This is a genomic window from Mediterraneibacter sp. HA8405 (assembly GCF_056148955.1).
On sequence record NZ_CM148758.1, the window covers coordinates 2581041 to 2601100 of the forward strand.

The 20060-nt window shown below is 47.9% G+C and carries 18 protein-coding genes; 3 read left to right on the plus strand and 15 right to left on the minus strand.

Annotation, left to right across the window (positions count from 1 at the left end):
- Positions 1 to 34: 34 nt before the first annotated feature.
- The 13 genes from AC0QUU_RS12160 to AC0QUU_RS12220 form a co-directional block, all read right to left on the minus strand.
- Positions 35 to 736 carry an L-ribulose-5-phosphate 4-epimerase gene (locus tag AC0QUU_RS12160; protein ID WP_474543120.1) on the minus strand — a complete coding sequence of 234 codons (702 nt, stop codon included), beginning with the start codon at positions 734 to 736 and terminating at the stop codon, positions 35 to 37.
- 71 nt (positions 737 to 807) lie between these two features.
- Positions 808 to 1890, minus strand: coding sequence for a GntR family transcriptional regulator (locus tag AC0QUU_RS12165; RefSeq protein ID WP_474543122.1), 1083 nt, complete (start codon positions 1888 to 1890; stop codon positions 808 to 810).
- A gap of 239 nt (positions 1891 to 2129) precedes the next feature.
- A complete protein-coding gene (locus AC0QUU_RS12170; RefSeq protein WP_474543124.1) occupies positions 2130 to 4193 on the minus strand; it encodes an ABC transporter permease in 2064 nt (687 codons plus the stop codon).
- Entirely contained in the window at positions 4183 to 4950 is a 768-nt protein-coding gene (locus AC0QUU_RS12175; protein WP_474545578.1) for an ABC transporter ATP-binding protein, read from the minus strand. The genes AC0QUU_RS12170 and AC0QUU_RS12175 overlap by 11 nt, the downstream gene beginning before the upstream one ends.
- Before the next feature lie 251 nt (positions 4951 to 5201).
- The gene (locus tag AC0QUU_RS12180; protein ID WP_474543125.1) at positions 5202 to 6215 is read right to left on the minus strand and encodes an ATP-binding protein; all 1014 of its coding nucleotides are present in this window, start codon (positions 6213 to 6215) and stop codon (positions 5202 to 5204) included.
- A complete protein-coding gene (locus AC0QUU_RS12185; protein WP_474543127.1) occupies positions 6212 to 6880 on the minus strand; it encodes a response regulator transcription factor in 669 nt (222 codons plus the stop codon). The genes AC0QUU_RS12180 and AC0QUU_RS12185 overlap by 4 nt, the downstream gene beginning before the upstream one ends.
- A gap of 18 nt (positions 6881 to 6898) precedes the next feature.
- Positions 6899 to 8287 carry an alanine/glycine:cation symporter family protein gene (locus AC0QUU_RS12190; RefSeq protein ID WP_474543129.1) on the minus strand — a complete coding sequence of 463 codons (1389 nt, stop codon included), beginning with the start codon at positions 8285 to 8287 and terminating at the stop codon, positions 6899 to 6901.
- A gap of 207 nt (positions 8288 to 8494) precedes the next feature.
- Positions 8495 to 9382 (minus strand): AmmeMemoRadiSam system radical SAM enzyme, encoded by an 888-nt coding sequence (gene amrS, locus AC0QUU_RS12195; RefSeq protein ID WP_474543132.1) that lies wholly within the window; start codon positions 9380 to 9382, stop codon positions 8495 to 8497.
- Positions 9379 to 10767, minus strand: a complete 1389-nt coding sequence (gene amrA, locus AC0QUU_RS12200) for an AmmeMemoRadiSam system protein A (RefSeq protein ID WP_474543134.1) — start codon at positions 10765 to 10767, stop codon at positions 9379 to 9381. The genes amrS and amrA overlap by 4 nt, the downstream gene beginning before the upstream one ends.
- 157 nt (positions 10768 to 10924) lie before the next feature.
- A complete protein-coding gene (locus AC0QUU_RS12205) occupies positions 10925 to 11809 on the minus strand; it encodes a helix-turn-helix domain-containing protein (RefSeq protein WP_474543135.1) in 885 nt (294 codons plus the stop codon).
- Positions 11810 to 11990: 181 nt separating this feature from the next.
- Positions 11991 to 12914, minus strand: coding sequence for a translation elongation factor Ts (tsf, locus tag AC0QUU_RS12210; protein ID WP_474543136.1), 924 nt, complete (start codon positions 12912 to 12914; stop codon positions 11991 to 11993).
- 27 nt (positions 12915 to 12941) lie between these two features.
- Positions 12942 to 13709, minus strand: coding sequence for a 30S ribosomal protein S2 (rpsB, locus tag AC0QUU_RS12215; RefSeq protein ID WP_474543137.1), 768 nt, complete (start codon positions 13707 to 13709; stop codon positions 12942 to 12944).
- Between the two features lie 226 nt (positions 13710 to 13935).
- Entirely contained in the window at positions 13936 to 14841 is a 906-nt protein-coding gene (locus AC0QUU_RS12220; RefSeq protein ID WP_474543138.1) for a precorrin-6A/cobalt-precorrin-6A reductase, read from the minus strand.
- A 351-nt stretch (positions 14842 to 15192) separates the two neighbouring features.
- On the opposite strand from AC0QUU_RS12220, the gene AC0QUU_RS12225 reads away from it, so the two are divergent.
- Positions 15193 to 16431, plus strand: coding sequence for an ammonium transporter (locus AC0QUU_RS12225; protein WP_474543140.1), 1239 nt, complete (start codon positions 15193 to 15195; stop codon positions 16429 to 16431).
- A 43-nt stretch (positions 16432 to 16474) separates the two neighbouring features.
- Positions 16475 to 16831: a P-II family nitrogen regulator gene (locus AC0QUU_RS12230; RefSeq protein ID WP_474543142.1), complete on the plus strand. Its 357-nt coding sequence runs from the start codon at positions 16475 to 16477 to the stop codon at positions 16829 to 16831.
- An 88-nt stretch (positions 16832 to 16919) separates the two neighbouring features.
- Here AC0QUU_RS12230 and AC0QUU_RS12235 read toward each other — a convergent pair whose 3' ends face one another.
- Together AC0QUU_RS12235 and AC0QUU_RS12240 are read right to left on the minus strand one after the other, a co-directional pair.
- On the minus strand, positions 16920 to 18026 hold the full coding sequence (locus AC0QUU_RS12235) for a cobalt-precorrin 5A hydrolase (RefSeq protein WP_474543144.1): 1107 nt from the start codon (positions 18024 to 18026) through the stop codon (positions 16920 to 16922).
- Positions 18027 to 18041: 15 nt separating this feature from the next.
- Positions 18042 to 18500 carry an Lrp/AsnC family transcriptional regulator gene (locus tag AC0QUU_RS12240; protein WP_474543145.1) on the minus strand — a complete coding sequence of 153 codons (459 nt, stop codon included), beginning with the start codon at positions 18498 to 18500 and terminating at the stop codon, positions 18042 to 18044.
- 215 nt (positions 18501 to 18715) lie between these two features.
- Between AC0QUU_RS12240 and AC0QUU_RS12245 the strand changes: the two genes are divergently transcribed.
- Positions 18716 to 20050 (plus strand): MATE family efflux transporter, encoded by a 1335-nt coding sequence (locus tag AC0QUU_RS12245; protein ID WP_474543147.1) that lies wholly within the window; start codon positions 18716 to 18718, stop codon positions 20048 to 20050.
- Positions 20051 to 20060 lie beyond the last annotated feature (10 nt).

Here is a 20060-nt window from a genome sequence, read left to right on the forward strand (position 1 = left end):
CAAATAAACTGTCCCTGTTACCTGCGGCGCAGCACTAGTTGTTGTTCTGTCCGTAGTAAGCATTTGCTCCGTGTTTTCTGTAATAGTGCTTATCCTGAAGCTCCTGGGGAGCCGGCGTTACATTCGGATTGATCATCTCGCATCTTGCAGCCATCTTTGCTACTTCTTCTGCCACAACTGCGTTGTGAACTGCTTCATGAGCGTCTTTGCCCCATGTAAATACACCGTGATTTTTGCACAGTACTGCCGGTACGGCTATGGGATCTTTCTTCCTTGCCTCAAATTCATCCGCGATCAGAACACCTGTGTTTTTCTCATAAGCTTCCTCGATCTCGTCTTTTGTCAGATTGCGCACACAGGGGATCTCGCCGTAAATATAATCTGCGTGTGTTGTTCCGTAGCATGGGATATCCCGGCCTGCCTGAGCCCAGCTTGTAGCCCATGCTGAATGTGTATGAACCACACCGCCGATATCTTTGAAACGATTGTACAGCACCAGATGAGTCGGTGTGTCAGAAGACGGATTGTATCTTCCCTCTACCTTATTTCCCTGAAGATCCATAACAACCATGTCCTCCGGTTTGAGAAGATCGTACTCCACACCGCTCGGCTTGATAACAAAGAGTCCTGACTCCCTGTCGATTCCGCTGACATTTCCCCAGGTAAATGTTACCAGGTTGTACCTGGGAAGCAGCATGTTTGCCTCATACACTTCTTTTTTTAATTGTTCCAGCATAATTTTTGTCTCCTTTCTATTTTTAAACACCGTTTCTTTTCCGGTGTTTTTATCAGAACTGATTATCTCTGTCAGGATACCTCGCTGATCACCCGGACAGAATTGCGCATCACAAGTTCCGGCTCGAATTCTTCGGTTTTCATCTCCTGATTCCTGCAGATCTTCGCGACCATGCATTCCGCCGCCGCGCGCCCCAGCTCTTCCACCGGGTTGCGTACCGAAGTAAGCGGTACGCTGCAGAACTGTGCCAGGCTGGAATTATCAATTCCTACGATAGAGATATCTCTCGGAACCCGCAGTCCTGCTTTTGTAAGAATATCTACCAGATGGTTTGCGATCTCGTCATTGTAGCAGACGCAGGCTGTGCAGCCTTTCAGCCGTTTCAGAATCCGGCTTCCGTCTTCTTCCATATCACGGATTTCCTCGGAATCCATCCATATGATCTTGCCGCCCCGGACCTTTATGTCCCGTTCCATCAGAGCGTCTGTATACCCTGCATAACGAAGATGTCCCTGACCGTCATCCGCCTTGAAGATGCCTCCCACCCGTGTATGTCCGCAGTCCAGAAGGTGTTTTGTGGCAGCATATCCGGCTTTTCTGTCGTTCAGACTGATATGCGGGATATTAAGCTCACTGTAAAAGCTGTTAATAAACAGAACCGGAATTCCGGACTTCTCAAGATTGTCATATAGTTCCAGATTCGGACTTGGGAGTCCGCTTTTTACTGTTTCCGCTATAACGCCGTCAACAGACTGAGTATTAAGGAATTCTTTTAAAAACATCCGCTCCCGCTCCACTGTATTGTTGGTCACTGAAAGCTGAAGCGTGCATCCCTCTCTGGAAAACACAGACTCAATCCCTCTTATAATGGACGGGAATATATAGGTGTCCACATAAGTAGGCATTACCGCGATCCGGATTTCTCTCCGTACGCGCCGTCTCCGGTTGACCGCTACATAAGTGCCGCTCCCCCTTCGTCCCTCAACGGTTCCCTTTTCCGCCAGAACTTCCAACGCTCTGCGGATCGTCTGTCGGCTTACCTGAAACTTTTCCATCAGATCCTTTTCAGAAGGAAGCCGGTCGCCGTAGCTTAAATTTCCGCTTTCAATTTCATCAAGCACCCAGAATACAACTGTCTCATATTTTTTCTGCATATCCGGCTTTCCACTCCCCTCTGATTAAAGAAGATATTCTGTCTACTATTACACTATATAACAAAACAACTTTCAATACAATTCGCAGTATTTATAAAATTTTTTTTAAGTTTTTGGAGAAAAATAAAAAGTTGTATTGCTTTTGTCCGCAAAAAGCAATACAACTTTATAAAAAGAGCTCTGTTTTCTCTTTTTCTGAATACTTCTTCTCTACTGCCAGAATAACAGCAGGCAGTAAACTACTCTCCGATCACCCGCCTGCAGCACAGATACGATACTGCAAAATATCCTCCATACAGGATCCCGATCAGCACTGCCGCAATAATCAGAGGCGGCAGGGAGTCCACAGAGGCATAGATTCCCAGCATGGTATAGCTGACCTGAATGCCGAAAATAGAATGCACCGCTGCCAGAAGAAGCGGAAAGCCGAAAAAGATACCCATCTGGATCACCAGCGCCCGGTTCACTTCCTTCTCTTCCGCTCCCAGCTGCCTGAGAATCCGGTATTTTCCCCTGCTGTCTATGGCATCGGACATTTCCTTCAGGGCAAGAATCGCCGCCCCGCTGACAATAAACACAAATCCCAGATACAGGGCAATAAACACTGCCATTGCGCTGGAGCCGATGCTGTCGTCATAAATGCGGGATCTGGTACTGATCTGAACCACGCCCTGATCTTCCTGTCCGCTGCCGGACTCTGTATCTGTCAGACCGGCATTTATCTGTTTTTCAAATCCGCCGTCATCCATCCAGGAATAAAAATCCCGGTTATCATATTCCGGCGTATAGTCTGAAATCAGACAGCTCTGAAATACGTCCTGTTCCGTCAGAGGAAGGTCGTCCGGCACTACAAGAAGTCCCATGTTGGACTCGGAATAACTCATCTGTATATACCCTTCCACACACTCCGGATAAGCCGCTTTCAGTGTCCTTCCGCATATTTCAACCGTATCGTTTTCCATCAGTCCCTGATTGAAAAATTCCTGCATGGAAGGATAGTCACAGCTTACGGCATACTGATCCGGGCCAAGTTTTACCGGCTCAAAGCCGTAGATGCCGGCCGCTCTGTTGTAATCACCTGCCCGGATGATCTCCACCGGATTTTCCGCCATGGCCTGAAATGTAGGATCCCGTTCCAGCAGACGTTCCATAAAGCTTCCCATTACCACACCCTTGGTCGCCTCGGCTCTCTTATATATGACGAACTCTCCCCTCACATCCAGCGCTTCCATATCAAATCCCTTTTCTTCAAGAACCGCTCTTACACTTTCATCTGTATCATACTCTGTCCCCTCCGGCACAGACCGCCACATGCACACATCCACAGGAACCTGATTTTCCATCCGACTTTCCCTGTCCGCTTTCAGAGTAAATGCCGCGGACAGGATACAGATGGTCGCGAAAAGCAGCAGACAGATAATCGAGCCTGCGGCTGCCGAGGTATTGATCCGGGCGCTTACCTCACCCAGCACAAAGGAATTCAGCCGTCTGTTGTATATGCCCGGAATCTTTTTGACAATTGCCAGGACAAATCCGGATACAGACCAGAAGATCAGAAAGGTCCCGGCGATTCCCAGGATAAGCTGAAGCATCACATCGCCCTGGGTCTCCATCGCCTCCTGATTGGCCGTCACATTGTAGTACGCGAAAGCAAGCATGCCGCAGGCTGCCAGAAACAGAAAAAAACTGACCGCCGGATTTTTCAGATGTACCTTTTCCTGCACCCGCTCCGCCACCAGCAGACGGATCAGCCGGGATCTGGCCACAACCACAATATTCATAACAATCACAACAAGGTAGATAATCACAAAATAGCAGATCGTTTTTCCGACAGCTGCCAGAGAGATGGTAAACACAAACCTGCTCATATCCGCCTCGAACATATTCGCCACAAACAGCGACATAAACTGAGACAGCCCGATGCCGATCAGAAGGCCGGCGCCCAGAGAAAGCAGCCCGATCAGGATCGTCTCTGTCAGCAGGATCCGGATAACCGCGCTTCTTCTCATACCCAGCGTGAGATAAATTCCCAGTTCCTTCTTTCTCCTGCGTATCAGAAAACGGCTGGCATAGACGATCAGGAAGCCCAGAATAAGGGAAACAACCACGCTCATGCCGGAAAGCGCGGTATTCATAGTATTTACAATACGGGATTTGGTTCCAGACAATTCCATCATGGCCGTCTGGTCGCCGATGGCATTGAACACATAAAAAATGCAGACGCCCAGAAGCAGGGTAAAAAAGTAAATCGAATAATCTTTTATGCTCTTTCTGATATTTTTTAATGAAAGGCTAAACAGCATAATTCAGATCACCTCCCATAAGGGCTGTCACATTCATAATCTGTTCAAAAAATGCTTTTCTGTCCTCTTTTCCCCGCCTCAGCTCATGGAAAAGTCTGCCGTCTTTGATAAACAGAACTCTTGATGAATAACTGGCTGTATATGCGTCGTGGGTTACCATCAGAATGGCTGCGTTTTCCTCCCGGTTCAGCTTTTCCAGACTGTCCAGAAGCTGCCGCGCGTTTCTGGAATCCAGCGCTCCGGTAGGCTCGTCGGCAAGAATCAGAGAAGGGTGTGTAACAATTGCCCGGGCCGCCGCCGTCCTCTGCTTCTGCCCGCCGGATATCTGATAGGGATATTTGTCCAGTACATCTTCAATTCCCAGCTTTTCTGCCGCTTCCCGCACCCTTCCCCGCACTTCTCTCGGCGCGCATTTCTGAATCTGCAGGGCAATGGCAATGTTGTCACAAACTGTCAGTGTATCCAGCAGATTAAACTCCTGAAAGATAAATCCCAGCTGATCTCTGCGGAAGTCCGCCAGTGCATTGCGCTTCAGCTTTGAGGTACACACCCCGTCAATATAGATATGCCCGGCCGTAGGCCGGTCAATGGTGGAGATGCAGTTCAGAAGCGTAGTTTTGCCGGAACCGGAGGCCCCCATAATTGCCGTAAATTCCCCTTCCTCCACATTCAGGGATATATCATTCAGCGCCTTCGTAAGACTTGACCTGTTCCCGTAATATTTTACAAGATTCTCTACTCGCAGCAGTCCGCTCATACAATCCATCCTTTCTGTCCGCGCATACACACGTTTTTCTTTATATACAGCATACCTTCTCCTGCATTTCTGCGCCATTGAAATGGATTTCATAAACTTACAGATCCGTAAGTTTCCCTCTTCCGCAACACCCCGGGCAGCATTTTTCTGCAGGACAGCCCGGAAGCTTTTCTTATAGAACAAAAGAGCATACAAAAGACCTTTCCGCTCTTCTGTATGCCCATGCATTTTCTTTATTTTCTACCAGTCTCCTAGCCGCTTTCCCCGGCTTTCCCTGTTCCAAAGGTAATTCCGATTCTGGTATACTCTCCTGCTTCGGAGCGGGCCGTTATCCGGTGTCCCAGCTCCCCGCACAGCCTGCTGCAGATATAAAGTCCCATTCCGGTAGAAGAGAGCCGTCTGCCGTTTTTCCCGGTAAAGGATTTTTCAAATATCCGGGGCAGATCCGCGCTGTCAATTCCCCATCCGTTATCCTCTGTCCACAGAATTACATTTCCTTCTGCATCTTCCTCTGTAAAAAACCGGATCTTCCGCTGTTCCTCCCGGCAGTATTTTACGCTGTTGCTGATGATCTGCCCCAGCATAAAAGCAAGCCATTTCCGGTCCGTATACACGTACTGCTCTCCCACGTCCACGGAAACAGAAAACTGATTCAGTATCAGACTGTCCTTATTTTCCCTCACCGTATCCTCCACGATTTCCCGGAGCGAACAGGAAGAGATACTGTAATCATTCTGGGGCACTTCACTGCGGATGTAGTACAGCACCTGCTCCACGTCATTTTCAATTCTTGAAAGCTGTTCCTTCAGACGTCTCCCGGTTTCACCGGGATTATTATGAAGAATAAGCTTTGCGCTTGCAATGGGAAGCTTGACCTGATGGATCCATGTTTCCACATACCGGCGGAACTCTCCGCTGACCCGTTCATGCCGTCCGATGGCGTCGTTCATGGATTTCAGAATGTCCACATAGGAATGGTAGAGAATCTTCCCTTCCAGAAATCCCGGCTCCTTCATCATCTCCGCCACAAGATATTTTTCCTCAAGACGTTCCAGTTTTCCCAGAAGATCATCATAAAACCGCCGTTTCCGTGAAAAATCGTAATAAAAGACAGCCCCGCATGTGCCTGCCAGAATCACGGTCAGAAAAACAAGAAGCGCAGAGCTTCCGCCAAACAGATATACGGTTCCGTCTGCCAGAAGAATCCCTGCCGCCCACAGCAGAATATGGTAAATATGATCTTTTATATATATTCCCGGTCTCATATAAGCATATACCCCTGCTTCCGTCTTGTCTCGATCACATCCGGAAAGCCCAGCCCTTCCAGTCTCTTTCTCAGACGGTTGATATTGACTGTCAGCGTATTGTCATCTACAAAGTCACTGCGGTCCCACAGATAATCCATCAGCTCATCCCGGGATACAATCGTTCCCCTCTTTTTCAGAAGACAGTGCAGAATATTCATTTCATTCCGGGACAGAACCGTCTCAGCTCCCTTATATGTGACAGAACTTCTCAGAAGATTCAGCCGCATCCCCCGGTAGGTAAGTTCCTCCTCGCTGCCGCGCCCGCCCGTCCTTCTGAGGACAGTCTCAATCCGCAGGAGAAGAAGTGCGGGATTATAGGGTTTCGTCACGTAGTCGTCTGCCCCGCTGCTGCGGCTGATAATCTCATCTGCATCCGTACTGCGGCTTGTCAGCATAATCACAGGGACATCCGATCCGGAACGGATGTCCCGGAGAATGGACTGGCCATTGGCATCCGGCAGAAGGATATCCAGCAGAACAAGATCCGGCCGGATCCGCGCCGCCTCGTCAGCCGCATTCTCAAAATCTGTGGTTACGCAGGGCGCATATCCGCCGTTTTCCAGCAGAAGACGCAGTTCCTCCCGCAATGTGGCGTCATCCTCAATAATCAGTATCTTTTTCACCGGCAGTCACCTCACTGTTTATTTCCTCATCTCATTTTTCTCATAATCTCTCAGCGACGCAAGAGCTTTCGGAGCAAGGGGAATAAGAGCGATCATATTAAACACGGTCATCAGACCTACCCCCACGTCTCCCAGATCCCAGACAAACTGGTAGGCAGCCAGGCCGCCTACAAAGAGCATAACAAGAGCCAGCACCTTGTACAGGGTCTGAGACAGCCAGTTATCTCCGAAAAGATATGCCACATTGGGCCTTGCATAAAACAGAATTCCGAGAAATGTGGAAAAGCTGAACAGCCACAGAATCACCGCGATAAAGATTACCCCGAACTCTCCTAAATGGTACTGCATTGCCGTCTGCAGCAGATCCATGCCTTCCAGGCCCTCTGTCATTCCCACAGGCGTCAGAAGCATAATCATGGCAGAGCAGCTGCAGATTACAAGGGTATCAATGAACACGCCCAGGGCCTGCAGAAGTCCTTCCTTTGCCGGATGACTGATGTCCGCCGCCGCTGCCGCGCAGGGTGCGGAACCGGAGCCTGCTTCATTGGAAAACAGCCCTCTCTTGGCGCCGTTCATAATCACCGCGCCGATGCCGCCGCCCACAACCTGACGGAAGCCGAATGCCTCTGCAAAAATCCGTTCAAAAACAGCCGGCAGCTGTCCCGCGTTTTTTACAATAATGAAAAGCGTGATAAAGAAATAGCACGCCGCCATAATGGGGACCATAATATCCAGGACCTTCACGGTCGCATTTTTCCGGAGCACAATCACCGCTGCAATTACTACCAGAACAATGGTAGAATAAAGCGGCGGCACGTGAAAGGCATTCTCAAAGGAAGATGAGATGGAATTGCCGATTACCTGACTGATGCCGCACCAGCAGATCAGTCCGGAAAGAGCAAACAGCACCGCTATCACCGAATGTTTCCTCAGACTGTCCTTTTTAACAAAAAGCCGATGAATATAGTATGCCGGGCCGCCCCGGTATCCGCCGTAAAGGGGATCTTTTTCCTTATAGATCTGTGCCAGTGTGGCTTCAATAAATGCGGTGGAAGACCCCAGAAGCGCGATTACCCACATCCAGAATACCGCTCCTGCTCCTCCGGCCGAGATGGCCGCCACCACGCCTACCAGATTTCCCATGCCTACCCGGCAGGCCGTAGAGACAATCAGGGCCTGCAGGCCGGAAATTCCTTCTTTGTCTGTCTTTTTATTGCTCTCAAGGGTTACTCTGAGCATCTCCGGGAAAAGCCGGAACGGGAGAAACCTCGTCCGTATTGTAAAATAAAGTCCTGCCGGGACAAGAATAATCACCAGAAGGGAAAGCCCCAGGGAACTGCCGCCGGGCAGGGGGATCGTAATAATATCTCCCCAGAGTATATTGTAAACCGCACGAAAAACTGCCATAATCTTTTATCCTCTCATTTCTTTGTTCTGCACAGATTCCCCGCCATACGGATCAGACGATCCGGTATCCTGTGCAGCTTTTTCTGATATTGCCTGTATAGTATAGCGTAAAAATGCAGTTCTGTAAAACATAAGAAGCTGTGCTGACAACAAATCGTCCTCACAGCTTCATCAGAAATCATAATTTTCCTGCTTCAGGATCTGCTTTCAGCAGTTCCCGGTATATACATGCTTCAGATATTTCCCCGCCACGTCCCGCAGACGGTATATAAGTTCCACATCAGTGGCTTTCCTGTCCGTCATCCGGTATCTGGGGAAGAACCGGGTCACATGAAGGACAATATCCGGATCCACTCCGGCAATCCATCCGGCCTGCCGCTCCATCTCCTCCATGGAATCATTTTCTCCCGGAATAATCAGAGTAGTAAGTTCCACATGGCAGACCTGCGCCGCACGCTTTATAAAAGCCTTCACTGTATCAAGATCTCCGCCCAGTTTCCGGTAGTAATCCCGGGTATATCCTTTTAAATCAATGTTCATGGCGTCTATATAAGGCAGAATTTCTTCCAGCACAGGCAGCTCTGCTGTTCCGTTTGTAACCAGCACATTTTTCATTCCCCGCTCCTGCACCAGGCGCGCTGTATCACGGACAAATTCGTATCCGACCAGAGGTTCATTATAGGTAAAGGCCACACCGATATTTCCTCTGCCGCGAAGATCCTTCGCCAGCTCTGCCAGTTCCTCCGGGGTTATTTCCCGGAAATCCGGAACTCCCGCAGCTGCTTCATCTGTCACATAATGGGCCGTCTCTTTCTCCTCGGATCCCGCCATGGAGATCTGATAATTCTGGCAGAAAGGACAGGCGAGGTTGCAGCCATAACTGCCTGCTGACAGAATCATGCTTCCCGGGAAGAAATGCCGGAGGGGCTTCTTTTCAACAGGATCCAGCGCCAGCGCTGTTATTTTCCCGTAATTGCTGCAGATAATCTTTCCTTTTTCATTTTTCCTTGCCCTGCATCTGCCGTACTGGCCTTCTTTTAAGCTGCAGTGATGAGGGCAGACGGGACATACTGCTCTTTTCTCATATTCTGTCAAAAGTGTCTCACCACCTCAAACCGCTCCAGACGGACGTCCTCAGCCTCATCCGGAATTCCGGCTTTCTGCTTTGCAATACGGATCTGTTCCTCCACCGTATCCACGCCCTCCAGATTCGGAAGAAGCAGGCCTCTTCTGCGTCCCCTGCTCACAACAACGCCGTACCGCTTCACTTCCAGTTCTTCCGCAGAATCAATTTCTTCTGTATCTCCCAGCACATCCACACTGTATACCAGACGGTCCAGTTCCTCCGGCTCCACTGCATGAAACCGTGGATCCCTTACAGCCGCGCTTATGGCATTTTCGATAATCTCCCGGGCAATATTCTCCCGTACCGGAGCAATGGTTCCGATACAGCCTCTGAGGCGGCCGTCCTCTTTCAGGGATACAAATACGCCGGCACGCCCGGAGTACATCTCTTCCGGCAGATTCTGCGGAACTCTGATCTTCTCTCCCGTCTTCACATATGTCTCTATCGTCTGTCTGGCAAGAGAAACATACGGATCTTCTGCCATCTTTCTCTTTCTGATCTTCTCTCTCTGCTCCTGAAAATACTGTTCCAGAAAATGCCGCTCTGGATCCCGGCCCGTCACTTCATAAGTGCAGATGCCGTATCCAACGCCAAATGTCCCCTCATGGGACAGGCGCTCTGCTTTTACCGAAAGCCCGTCCAGCGCCCCGGCCATAATCGTAAAGGACCGATGGCCGCACTCTGCCGCCCTGTCGCAGAACTCCTCGGAAAAATCAAAAAGTTCTCCGAACGCGGCCCGTCCCATCACATCCATAATGCGGGCATCGTACTCCGGTCCTTCTTTCTGAAATCCATAGGGTCCGTCTTCCTTTAACTTATGGGACAGGTCGCCGCTTCCGATAATTACAGTATTCCGTCCCAAAAGTTCTGCCGTCTTTTTTATACACGCTCCCAGCTCATAATGTTTTGTAAGCGAGAGTCCTGACAGGCCGATCCGCACCAGCCGGTAATCGGTATCATACTGATTCAGAAAATACAGAGGCACCATAGTTCCGTGATCCAGACTTTTATCCCGCTCCCCCAGCGTGCCCGCCGGGATGTCTCTTGCCTCTGCTTCCTGAGACAGCACCCGGACAAATTCTGTGTCATACTCTGCCTGAAACTCTTCCTGCGGCGCACGGAACCGGGCGAAGTTTCCCCTGGCGCCCTTTCCCGGCGAAATATGAAAATAATCCGCGTACATAACGGAATGGGGAGATGTAATAACCACAGTATCCGGCTTCCATGCCGCAATCTGCCGGGCCGCCTGATGATAGGCATCCACTGTGGCCTGAATCTTTTTCTCTTCCCCTCGCCCCACCGCAGGTACGATCAGCGGCGGATGAGGAACCATAACTGCACCTTTTACTGACATCGTTTTCTCCTTTCTGCCCTGCACAGGCTGTTCAAGCCATCCTTTTGCATCAGTATAACACAGTAAGAAGCAGCCGGAACAGCTGCTTCTCACCAGAACATATCGCATACACATTACGTTTCTGATGATAATAATTTTCTCATAACGCATTCCCCTTCTACTCTTCGAATGACATATTTTCCGGGTACTCCGGATATTCTTTTCTGATTTCAAATTCTGTCACAGGAACACTATGATCCACTTCCTGAAATGACGTATTATCCATCCAGACATTCCCTTTCCCTGATAAGAGAATGCCGATATTTATCACCTCTGTCTCAGGCGGCACATCCAGCACGCAGGAATACAGATTCCACTCCGATGTACCTCTGATCGGACGGTTTTGCATATTATCCAGTTTGAGTGTGACGCTGAACCTTCCATCAAGTCTCATCCAGAGTCCCGCCCAGCCCTCTACATCCTGTGCCTTTACAAAAGCCGCGAAACGAACCCGTTTTCCCAGAAACCGATCCGCACTGAACTGCTGCATGACCGTAGCGTATTCATCTTCCTCATACTCTTCAGCCAGTGAGCAGATGAATGCTGATCTTGTCCCCACATGAAAAACCTTTTGATCAATCCCTGTTTCATATTTATCCGGCGCAGTTCCCGTTATAATCCAATGTCTGATTTTTGCACTTCTTTTCTCTTCCATATCTATACCTCCATGAATCACATGATACAGCGCTTTTCGATATTGCCCCGGAGGCAGTCCGTAACATTTTTTAAATGCGCGGGTAAATACCTCCTGAGATTCGAAATGCAGACACACAGCAATGTCAAGCACCTGCATGCTGCTGTTAAGGAGAAGTGCGGCAGCCTGGGCAAGCCTTCTTTTCTGAATATATTCATACACCGCAAGCCCGGTCTTGTTTTTAAAAATCCTCTGGAAATGATATTTTGAAAACCCGGCGGCCGCGGCCACGTTATCCACCCTGATCTCCTGATCCAGATGCTGTTCGATATAATCGATTGCCGCCTTTATCTCTTCTCTGTATTCCAATGGCTTTACCTCCTCCTTACACAAAATAGTATAGCAAATCATGGCGAAGAATTTTTGACCATTCGTGCGAAAACAATTTTATTATTCTATCAGGGACTGCAAAAATAAAAAACCCTTACAAGCGGTGCAAAATCACCACCCATAAGGGTTTTTCTTTCAGAATTTCAATGCAAAATCTGCATTACATGTTCATCTGTTTTGCAACTTCCTCAGCAAAGTTCTCTTCTTTCTTCTCGATTCCTTCGCCTGTCTCAAAACGAATAAATTTCTTAACTGCAAGGTTTGCATTGTTTTCTTTCGCTACCTTGTCAACATATTTTGCGACTGTCAGGTCGCTGTCCTGAACATATACCTGATCAAGCAGGCAGATCTCCTTCAGCTCTTTGTTGAGACGTCCGATAATCATCTTCTCAATGATATTATCCGGCTTCTCCGGATTCTCTTTCTTCGCCTGAGCAAGCAGGATCTCTTTCTCATGATCCATGTATTCCTGAGATACTTCATCTCGGGATACATACTTCGGAGACATAGCTGCAACCTGCATAGCCACGTTCTTCAGGCATGTCTTGATTTCATCATTTACAACATCTGTATCAGCAACTACAAGAACACCGATACGTCCGCCGCCATGAATGTAGGATACCACGCATCCGTTCTCAGCATTTACTCTCTCAAATCTTCTGATATTCAGGTTTTCTCCGATAACTGCGATCTTCTCAACAAGAGCGTCCTTTACCGTCTTGGACGAATCCACAGCCCATGCCTCTGCCATGAATGCATCCATGTCAGCCGGATCATTATCAGCAACCTGATTTACAACAGCATCAACAAATCCCTGGAACTCTTCGTTCTTTGCGACGAAGTCTGTCTCTGAGTTAACCTCAACGATTGCCGCTACTTTGTCGTCTCTGACAACAGTCTTAACAATACCCTCTGCAGCGATTCTTCCGGCTTTCTTCTCAGCCTTTGCCTGTCCGTTCTTTCTCAGGAACTCAACAGCTGCATCCATATCGCCGTTTGTCTCTGTAAGAGCTTTTTTGCAGTCCATCATGCCTGCGCCTGTCATTTCTCTTAATTCTTTTACCATTCCTGCTGTGATTGCCATGATAAATTCCTCCATTAAATCAAGATATTACTCTTCTACTGCCTCTTCAACTTCTGCCGCTTCTGCTTCATCATAAGCAGCATCCTCTTCATAGTATTCCTCGTCAGCCGCTGCGCCCTGGTTTACTTCGATAACAGCATCTGCCATCTTGGAAACGATCAGTTTGACTGCTCTGATCGCATCATCGTTGCCCGGAATTACATAATCCAGTTCTTCCGGATCACAGTTTGTATCACAGATACCGATCAGCGGAATTCCCAGTGTGTGAGCTTCCTGAACACAGATTCTTTCTTTCTTCGGATCTACAATGAAGATTGCGTCCGGCAGTCTCTTCATTTCTTTGATTCCGCCCAGGTTCTTCTCAAGTTTTGCCCACTCTTTTTTCAGTGCGATAACTTCCTTTTTCGGAAGCACGTCAAATGTTCCGTCCTCTGACATAGCCTCGATCTCTTTAAGACGTTTCACACGGCTCTGGATCGTCTTGAAGTTTGTAAGCATACCGCCCAGCCATCTCTCGTTTACATAGAACATTCCGCAGCGCTCTGCCTCTGTTCTGATAGCATCCTGAGCCTGTTTCTTTGTTCCTACGAAAAGAATTGTGCCGCCCTCTGCAGCGATGTCAGAAACGGCTTTATATGCATCGTCAACCATTCCTACAGATTTCTGCAGGTCAATGATGTAAATACCATTTCTCTCTGTGTAGATATACGGAGCCATTTTCGGGTTCCATCTTCTTGTCTGATGTCCAAAGTGAACACCTGCTTCTAAAAGCTGTTTCATTGAAATAACACTCATGTTTCTTTCCTCCATTTGGTTTTTGTTCTTCCGTATGTTTTCTTTTCTGAAACCGTCCGGTACTTCCGGCTTGGGCACCGTCAGAAAAATCCGCATACGTGTTTTTTGGCAACATTCGTAGTATATCACAGAAAAATATGAGTTGCAAGGATTTTTCTCAGGAATCTTCCGCGGAGTTTCTTCGAGAGAATGGTATATATTTTCCTGTCTGCTCCTGTCCACTGCTTCACCACACCGCGATCTGCTTTATCATCTCTTTTACCGTCTCCAGGCTTTCCCCGGTCTCATACGGTCTTCCGACTATAACCGGAACCGCCTGCGCCAGCCGTGCGGCTTTCAGTTTTTCTTCAAATCCGCCGGTTGCGCCGGATTCTTTTGTCACGAACCAGGCCGCTTCTGTCTGTTTTAAAAGAGCCAGATTCATCTCCACCGAAAAGGGGCCCTGCATGGCAATAAGATGCCGGCCCTCAAATCCCAGATCCACACTTTTTTCTACCGCCTCCCGTGTGGAAAGCACACGGGCAAAGCAGCGCTGCCTGTAGTTTTCTATCTCTGTATATAGATGAAGTTCTTTACTCCCTGTCGCAATCAGAATATTCCCCGTGGTCTTTTTCAGATAGGAAACCGCCTGACTGACAGAGTCCGTCCATACGGCTGAATCTCCTGCATTCTGCATCGCGCCTCCGGCTGTCGCCCGGATATTCTCTCCGGATATATGCTCCCCCCGTTCTCTTAAACACCTCACATAACGCACCGCAGACTTTTGCAGTATATTATTGGCCTCAATCTTCATATTAGCTGCAGCACAGGCAGACTTTATATTAGCTGTGACCTCCCCTGCAAAGGGATGTGTGGCGTCAATTACCAGATCTATATTGTTTTTTTCTATAAAATGCTGTATTCCGGCACTGTCCATTCGTCCGGCACAGATCGCAACTCCCGGCAGATTATCCAGAATACGCTTTCCGTATCCGGTGGCTATGCACACAAAACATCGCACAGGATGTTCCACAGCGTTTCCCGTGCATCCTTTATTCTTCTGATTAATTCCGGAAACATATTCCGCCAGCATTCTTCCTTCCGTTGTCCCGGCAAATATCAGAATGCCGGGAATTCTTCCGTCTATTTTCATTATGTCCTCCCAGTCCAGCGCTCTGTTTTTCGTATTTTCGGCGTAAAATACTTCAGTATTGTATCATGAAGTGTACAATCTGTAAATTTAACTGATTATTTCAAATTATTTTATTAATTTTGTTTATATTTTACCAAAAATTTATTTTTTCCGGATTTTTTCTTGATTTTTAATTTTTCATCTGCTAGACTTAGCCACAAGACAAGGACGTCTGATGATGAAGCGGAAATACCGCATTCACCAGTCAGGCGTCCTTTTCTTTTATCACAAAGCAGTTTAACTCTTTTTTGTGATAAGCACCCGGGGAATCATGAAAATTTGTTAGCTCTACAGGAAACGGGAGGTATTTTTATGGACACAGGTAACACAGGATTTATAATGATCTGCGCGGCGCTTGTATTTATTATGACGCCCGGACTTGCCTTCTTCTACGGGGGACTTGTCAGAAGGAAAAATGTAGTTAACACAATGATGGCTTGTGCGGCTATTATGGGACTTTCCATATTTATGTGGGCTCTGTTCGGCTATTCACTTGCTTTCGGCACTGATCACGGCGGTGTAATCGGAAGTCTTGAATGGCTCGGCTTAAACGGCGTGGGCTGGGATGCAGGTCCTTACTCGGACAGTATTCCGCATCTTGTATATGCCGCATTCCAGATGATGTTTGCAATGATTACACCGGCCCTTATCACAGGCGCTGTTGTAGGAAGAATGAAATTTAAAGCACTGTTTGCGTTTATCGCTCTCTGGTCAATTATTGTTTATTATCCGATGGCTCACATGGTATGGGGACAGGACGGATTTCTCGCTTCTATCGGTTCAGTTGACTTTGCCGGAGGAAACGTTGTACATATCAGTTCCGGTGTGAGCGCACTTGTACTTGCTATTTATCTTGGCAGAAGACGCGGCTATGAGAAGACTTCTTACCGCATTCACAATATTCCTTTCGTGGTTCTCGGCGCCGCTCTTCTGTGGTTTGGATGGTACGGATTCAACGCAGGAAGCGCCCTTGCGGCAGACGGACTTGCAGCACATGCATTTATGACAACCTCCATATCTGCTGCAACAGCACTGCTCTCCTGGATGCTGATTGACACAATCAAGGACGGCAAACCCACACTTGTAGGCGCATCCACCGGTCTGGTTGTCGGACTTGTGGCAATCACTCCAGGAGCAGGTTTCGTACCGATCTGGTCATCCTTTATTATCGGTGCTCTGGTCAGTCCGATCTGTTATTTTATGATGAATTTCATCAAACACAAACTGAAAATCGATGACGCGCTGGACGCATTCGGATGCCACGGCATCGGCGGTATCTGGGGCGGTATTGCAACCGGCCTGTTCGGACAGAGCTCCATTAATTCTGTTGCCCGGTGGGATGGACTTATATTTGGCGAGACAAAACTTTTCACTGCACAGCTCATAAGTATTCTTGTAACGATTGCTGTCGCAGTTGTCGGTTCTCTGATCTGTATCGGCATCATCCGCATCTTTACAAAACTTCGTGTTGATGAGAAGGATGAAATGATCGGACTTGACGTCACACAGCATGGCGAGAACGCTTACCCGTCCTTCAATGGTTTCGACTAAACCGTAACATTTATATAATATGAAAGGATAGGAGGAACGAAATATGTTAATCAAAGTAGAAGCAATCGTCAGAGAAGAGAAATTCGAGGAAGTAAAGGATGCTCTCAATAAAATACAGGTTAATGGTATCACAGTATCCCAGGTAATGGGCTGCGGAGCACAGCGCGGATACAAAGAAATTGTCCGCGGATCTGAAGTAGATATTTTCCTTCAGCCGAAGATCAAATTCGAAATTGTTGTATCTTCTGAAGAATGGGAGAAAAAAGTCATTACCGCGATTCAGGAGGCGGCATTTACAAACGAAGTCGGAGACGGCAAGATCTTCAGCTATGAGATCAGAAGCGCCATGAAGATCCGCACAAAAGAAACCGGATATGACGCGCTTCAGTCAGAATTCTGACACAAAACTCAAAACGGAAGCCTCTCAGAAAGAGAGCTTCCGTTTTTTCTGTCTGCGGAAAATGCAGATTATTTTGGATGAAAAGAAGTCAGAACCTGATTTCCAGCGGCCGCCTTGCCAGTGCCGCAGTCATTCCATTCCAGATATATTTTCCCTGCACCAGCTTTCCGTTTTCACAGCACAAAAGGGCGGCTCTCTCACATACATTGTCCACCCCTGTTGTTTTCTTTACAAATTCAGAACCCGCGGTAACACCCTGAATCTTTCCAAGTTCATCTGCTGTATATATATATAATGGAATCCGATATTTTTCAGAAAAATCCAGAAGAGCCTGTTCCTCTTTTTTCAGATCAATACTTGCAATCCGCTCGACCTGTCCGATCTCAAGCCCATGGATCTTCAGAATCTGATCAACCCCCTCTTCAAGAATTTCTTCGCTGATTCCCTTCCTGCATCCGATTCCCGCCGTTATATTTTTCGGTTTCAACAGAAGGGTACCTTCCTTCCGTGCTCCTTCGACATACGGCCGAAGGCTCGCTTTTCCCTTTTCTGCCAGTCCTGTATTATCCGATATTATAATACGGTATCTGTATGCATCTGTCTCAGAAAGGGTACTGCATATAATAAGGTTTTCCGGTATCTTCCCGCTTATATGATATTGAGGAAAATTTATATAGCATGCGATTTTTTCTTCCGCCAGTACAGCCGCGGAAATCTCTTTGGCCGTCTTCCTGTCCGTAATCAGCAGGCTGTTTTTCTCCGCAAACACATCTGCCGCAAATTTTCCCTGCACATCCGTTGCGGTTGTATGAACCGGAACCGCTCCGGTTCTTTCCCCGATTTCATCAGCAAGAGACACTGCCCCGCCAATGTGTCCGGAAAGCAGAGGAATCGCGTACTGCCCTTTTTCATCCATTACAAGTACCGGAGAGTCTGCAAATTTATCCTTTACCCACGGAGCGATATACCGCACGGCAATACCGGCGGCGCCTATAAAAATAAAAGCCGCATGGCCCCAGTTATCAGCGATCAGTTTCTGTTTATCTTCGGGAAACGGGGAAATCTCCTTCCCCGCATACTTCTCCACCGTATATCCCCTGCACTCTCTGCCCGTGCTGCCCATTATTCTGCACAATTTCCGGCTCAGTTCCATTCCCGTGCGGGTAAAACTGAAAATAATAATTCTGTTGTCCATAACCGTCCTCTTTTCTCAGAGCCGAAGTCCCTTTATGTCTTTAATTCTGGAAAGTATCGTGCGGCAGCTGCACTCAAGAACTCCGGGAAGCTTGTCAATCGTATGACAGATCAAATCCTCCATCTCCTCATTAGAAGAAGCCACTGCATGTACATGAAGTCTGCACTTCCCGGTAACACGGTAAATCTGTGTAACAGTATCATTTTTCTCCAGAATCCCGGCCACCTCCATAAGCATATCCGGTTTTGTCTCAATCTCAAAATAACAGGAAACCGCGCCGCTGATCTTCTGAGGGTTAATGACCGTTGTATATTCTTCTATAATGCCTTTCTGTTCCAGAGCCTGTACTCTCATCTTCACCGCCACACGGGAAAGCCCGATCTGCTGTCCGATCTCTGAATAGGACATTCTGGCATTCTGAATCAGCAGACTTACAATTTTCTGATCCACATCGTCAAGTCCATCCAAAAACATAAGAATATACCTCCTCTCCCATATCTGTACCCGGGAATAATTCCTGCTGTACACTGCCGCTGCTCTCCTGCCATTATACAATGGTCCCGGAAAAGTAGTCAAGCAGACGCACTCTTCTTTTTGCCTGTTGCTAATTGACATTTTGCATCGTATAAACTATTATATATTTCGAATGTTAATTATAATTTTACGAAAAGAAAGCTGTGGTAAATAAAATGGAACAAGAACTGACACACGGTCCTGTTATGAAAACAATGCTCCGCTTTGCAATCCCCATGATTCTGGGAGATCTCCTACAGCAGTGTTATAATATTGCGGATACACTGATTGTCGGCCGGTTTCTCGGAGAAAACGCACTTGCCGCCGTGGGATCCGCTTTTTCTCTGATGACGTTTCTGACTTCTATCATTCTTGGACTTGCGATGGGAAGCGGAACGGTCTTTTCTATCCGTTTCGGTCAGAAGGATGAAAAGGGACTGAAAGAAGGAATCCTCGCCTCCTTTACTCTTCTTGGTGTCATTACGATTTTTCTTAATCTCCTGATCTTTGCCGGTATTGACTGGATTATCTGGTTTTTACGCACTCCGGACCAGCTTGTGAACATGATGAAGGATTATCTGCTGGTTATATTTGCCGGGCTGATCGGTGTTTTTCTCTATAACTTCTTTGCTTCACTGCTTCGCTCTCTGGGGAATTCTGTAATTCCCCTTGCTTTTCTGGCCGTTTCCGCAGGATTGAACATCCTGCTTGACCTGTGGTTCGTCGCAGGGCTGAACCGTGGCGTAGCCGGAGCCGCTGAAGCCACTGTCATCTCGCAGTATATCTCCGGTATCGGGATTGCGGTTTACACACGGTTCAAATTCCCTCATCTGCTGCGCAGGGACAAAAATGTACGGCTTCGCATATCCCGCATAAAAGAAATCACAAGCTTTTCCGGACTGACCTGCATGCAGCAGTCCATTATGAATCTGGGCATCCTTGCCGTTCAGGGCCTGGTCAACAGCTTCGGCACTACAATCATGGCTTCTTTTGCCGCGGCAGTAAAAATCGATGCCTTTGCTTATCTGCCTGTCCAGGACTTCGGCAATGCTTTTTCTATCTTCATTGCCCAGAATTTCGGCGCAGGAAAAACAGACCGGATCAAAAAGGGGATCCGCTCCGCTGTCCTGACTTCTGTCAGCTTCAGTCTGATCATCTCCCTGGCTGTTTTTGTTTTTGCCGAACCGCTGATGTCACTGTTCATAGACGCCGGAGAAACTGCCGTAATTTCCGAGGGTGTCCGCTATCTGCGAATCGAAGGAACATTCTATGCACTGATCGGCATTCTATTTCTCCTCTACGGTCTGTACCGCGCCCTGGGAAAACCCGGAATGTCTGTTGTACTTACAATCATGTCCCTGGGCACCCGGGTGGCGCTGGCTTATGCGCTCTCCGCCCTGCCTTTTTTCGGAGTAACGGGTATATGGTGGTCCGTACCCATAGGCTGGTTTCTCGCAGATCTTCTGGGAATCGGCTGCTATCTTGCAAAACAGAATAAGCTGGTCGCATAAACCGGCCTGA

What these genes read in the sequence shown, in the direction of transcription:
- AC0QUU_RS12240 (WP_474543145.1), bottom strand. Translation starts at nt 18,500, where the DNA reads ATGTTTTTGGATGGACTTGACGATGTGGATCAGAAAATTGTAAGTCTG.
- AC0QUU_RS12175 (WP_474545578.1), bottom strand. Translation starts at nt 4,950, where the DNA reads ATGAGCGGACTGCTGCGAGTAGAGAATCTTGTAAAATATTACGGGAAC.
- AC0QUU_RS12170 (WP_474543124.1), bottom strand. Translation starts at nt 4,193, where the DNA reads ATGCTGTTTAGCCTTTCATTAAAAAATATCAGAAAGAGCATAAAAGAT.
- AC0QUU_RS12160 (WP_474543120.1), bottom strand. Translation starts at nt 736, where the DNA reads ATGCTGGAACAATTAAAAAAAGAAGTGTATGAGGCAAACATGCTGCTT.
- AC0QUU_RS12220 (WP_474543138.1), bottom strand. Translation starts at nt 14,841, where the DNA reads ATGAAAATAGACGGAAGAATTCCCGGCATTCTGATATTTGCCGGGACA.
- AC0QUU_RS12235 (WP_474543144.1), bottom strand. Translation starts at nt 18,026, where the DNA reads ATGGACAACAGAATTATTATTTTCAGTTTTACCCGCACGGGAATGGAA.
- amrA (WP_474543134.1), bottom strand. Translation starts at nt 10,767, where the DNA reads ATGTCAGTAAAAGGTGCAGTTATGGTTCCTCATCCGCCGCTGATCGTA.
- AC0QUU_RS12230 (WP_474543142.1), top strand. Translation starts at nt 16,475, where the DNA reads ATGTTAATCAAAGTAGAAGCAATCGTCAGAGAAGAGAAATTCGAGGAA.
- tsf (WP_474543136.1), bottom strand. Translation starts at nt 12,914, where the DNA reads ATGGCAATCACAGCAGGAATGGTAAAAGAATTAAGAGAAATGACAGGC.
- AC0QUU_RS12190 (WP_474543129.1), bottom strand. Translation starts at nt 8,287, where the DNA reads ATGGCAGTTTTTCGTGCGGTTTACAATATACTCTGGGGAGATATTATT.
- rpsB (WP_474543137.1), bottom strand. Translation starts at nt 13,709, where the DNA reads ATGAGTGTTATTTCAATGAAACAGCTTTTAGAAGCAGGTGTTCACTTT.
- AC0QUU_RS12165 (WP_474543122.1), bottom strand. Translation starts at nt 1,890, where the DNA reads ATGCAGAAAAAATATGAGACAGTTGTATTCTGGGTGCTTGATGAAATT.
- AC0QUU_RS12225 (WP_474543140.1), top strand. Translation starts at nt 15,193, where the DNA reads ATGGACACAGGTAACACAGGATTTATAATGATCTGCGCGGCGCTTGTA.
- AC0QUU_RS12180 (WP_474543125.1), bottom strand. Translation starts at nt 6,215, where the DNA reads ATGAGACCGGGAATATATATAAAAGATCATATTTACCATATTCTGCTG.
- AC0QUU_RS12245 (WP_474543147.1), top strand. Translation starts at nt 18,716, where the DNA reads ATGGAACAAGAACTGACACACGGTCCTGTTATGAAAACAATGCTCCGC.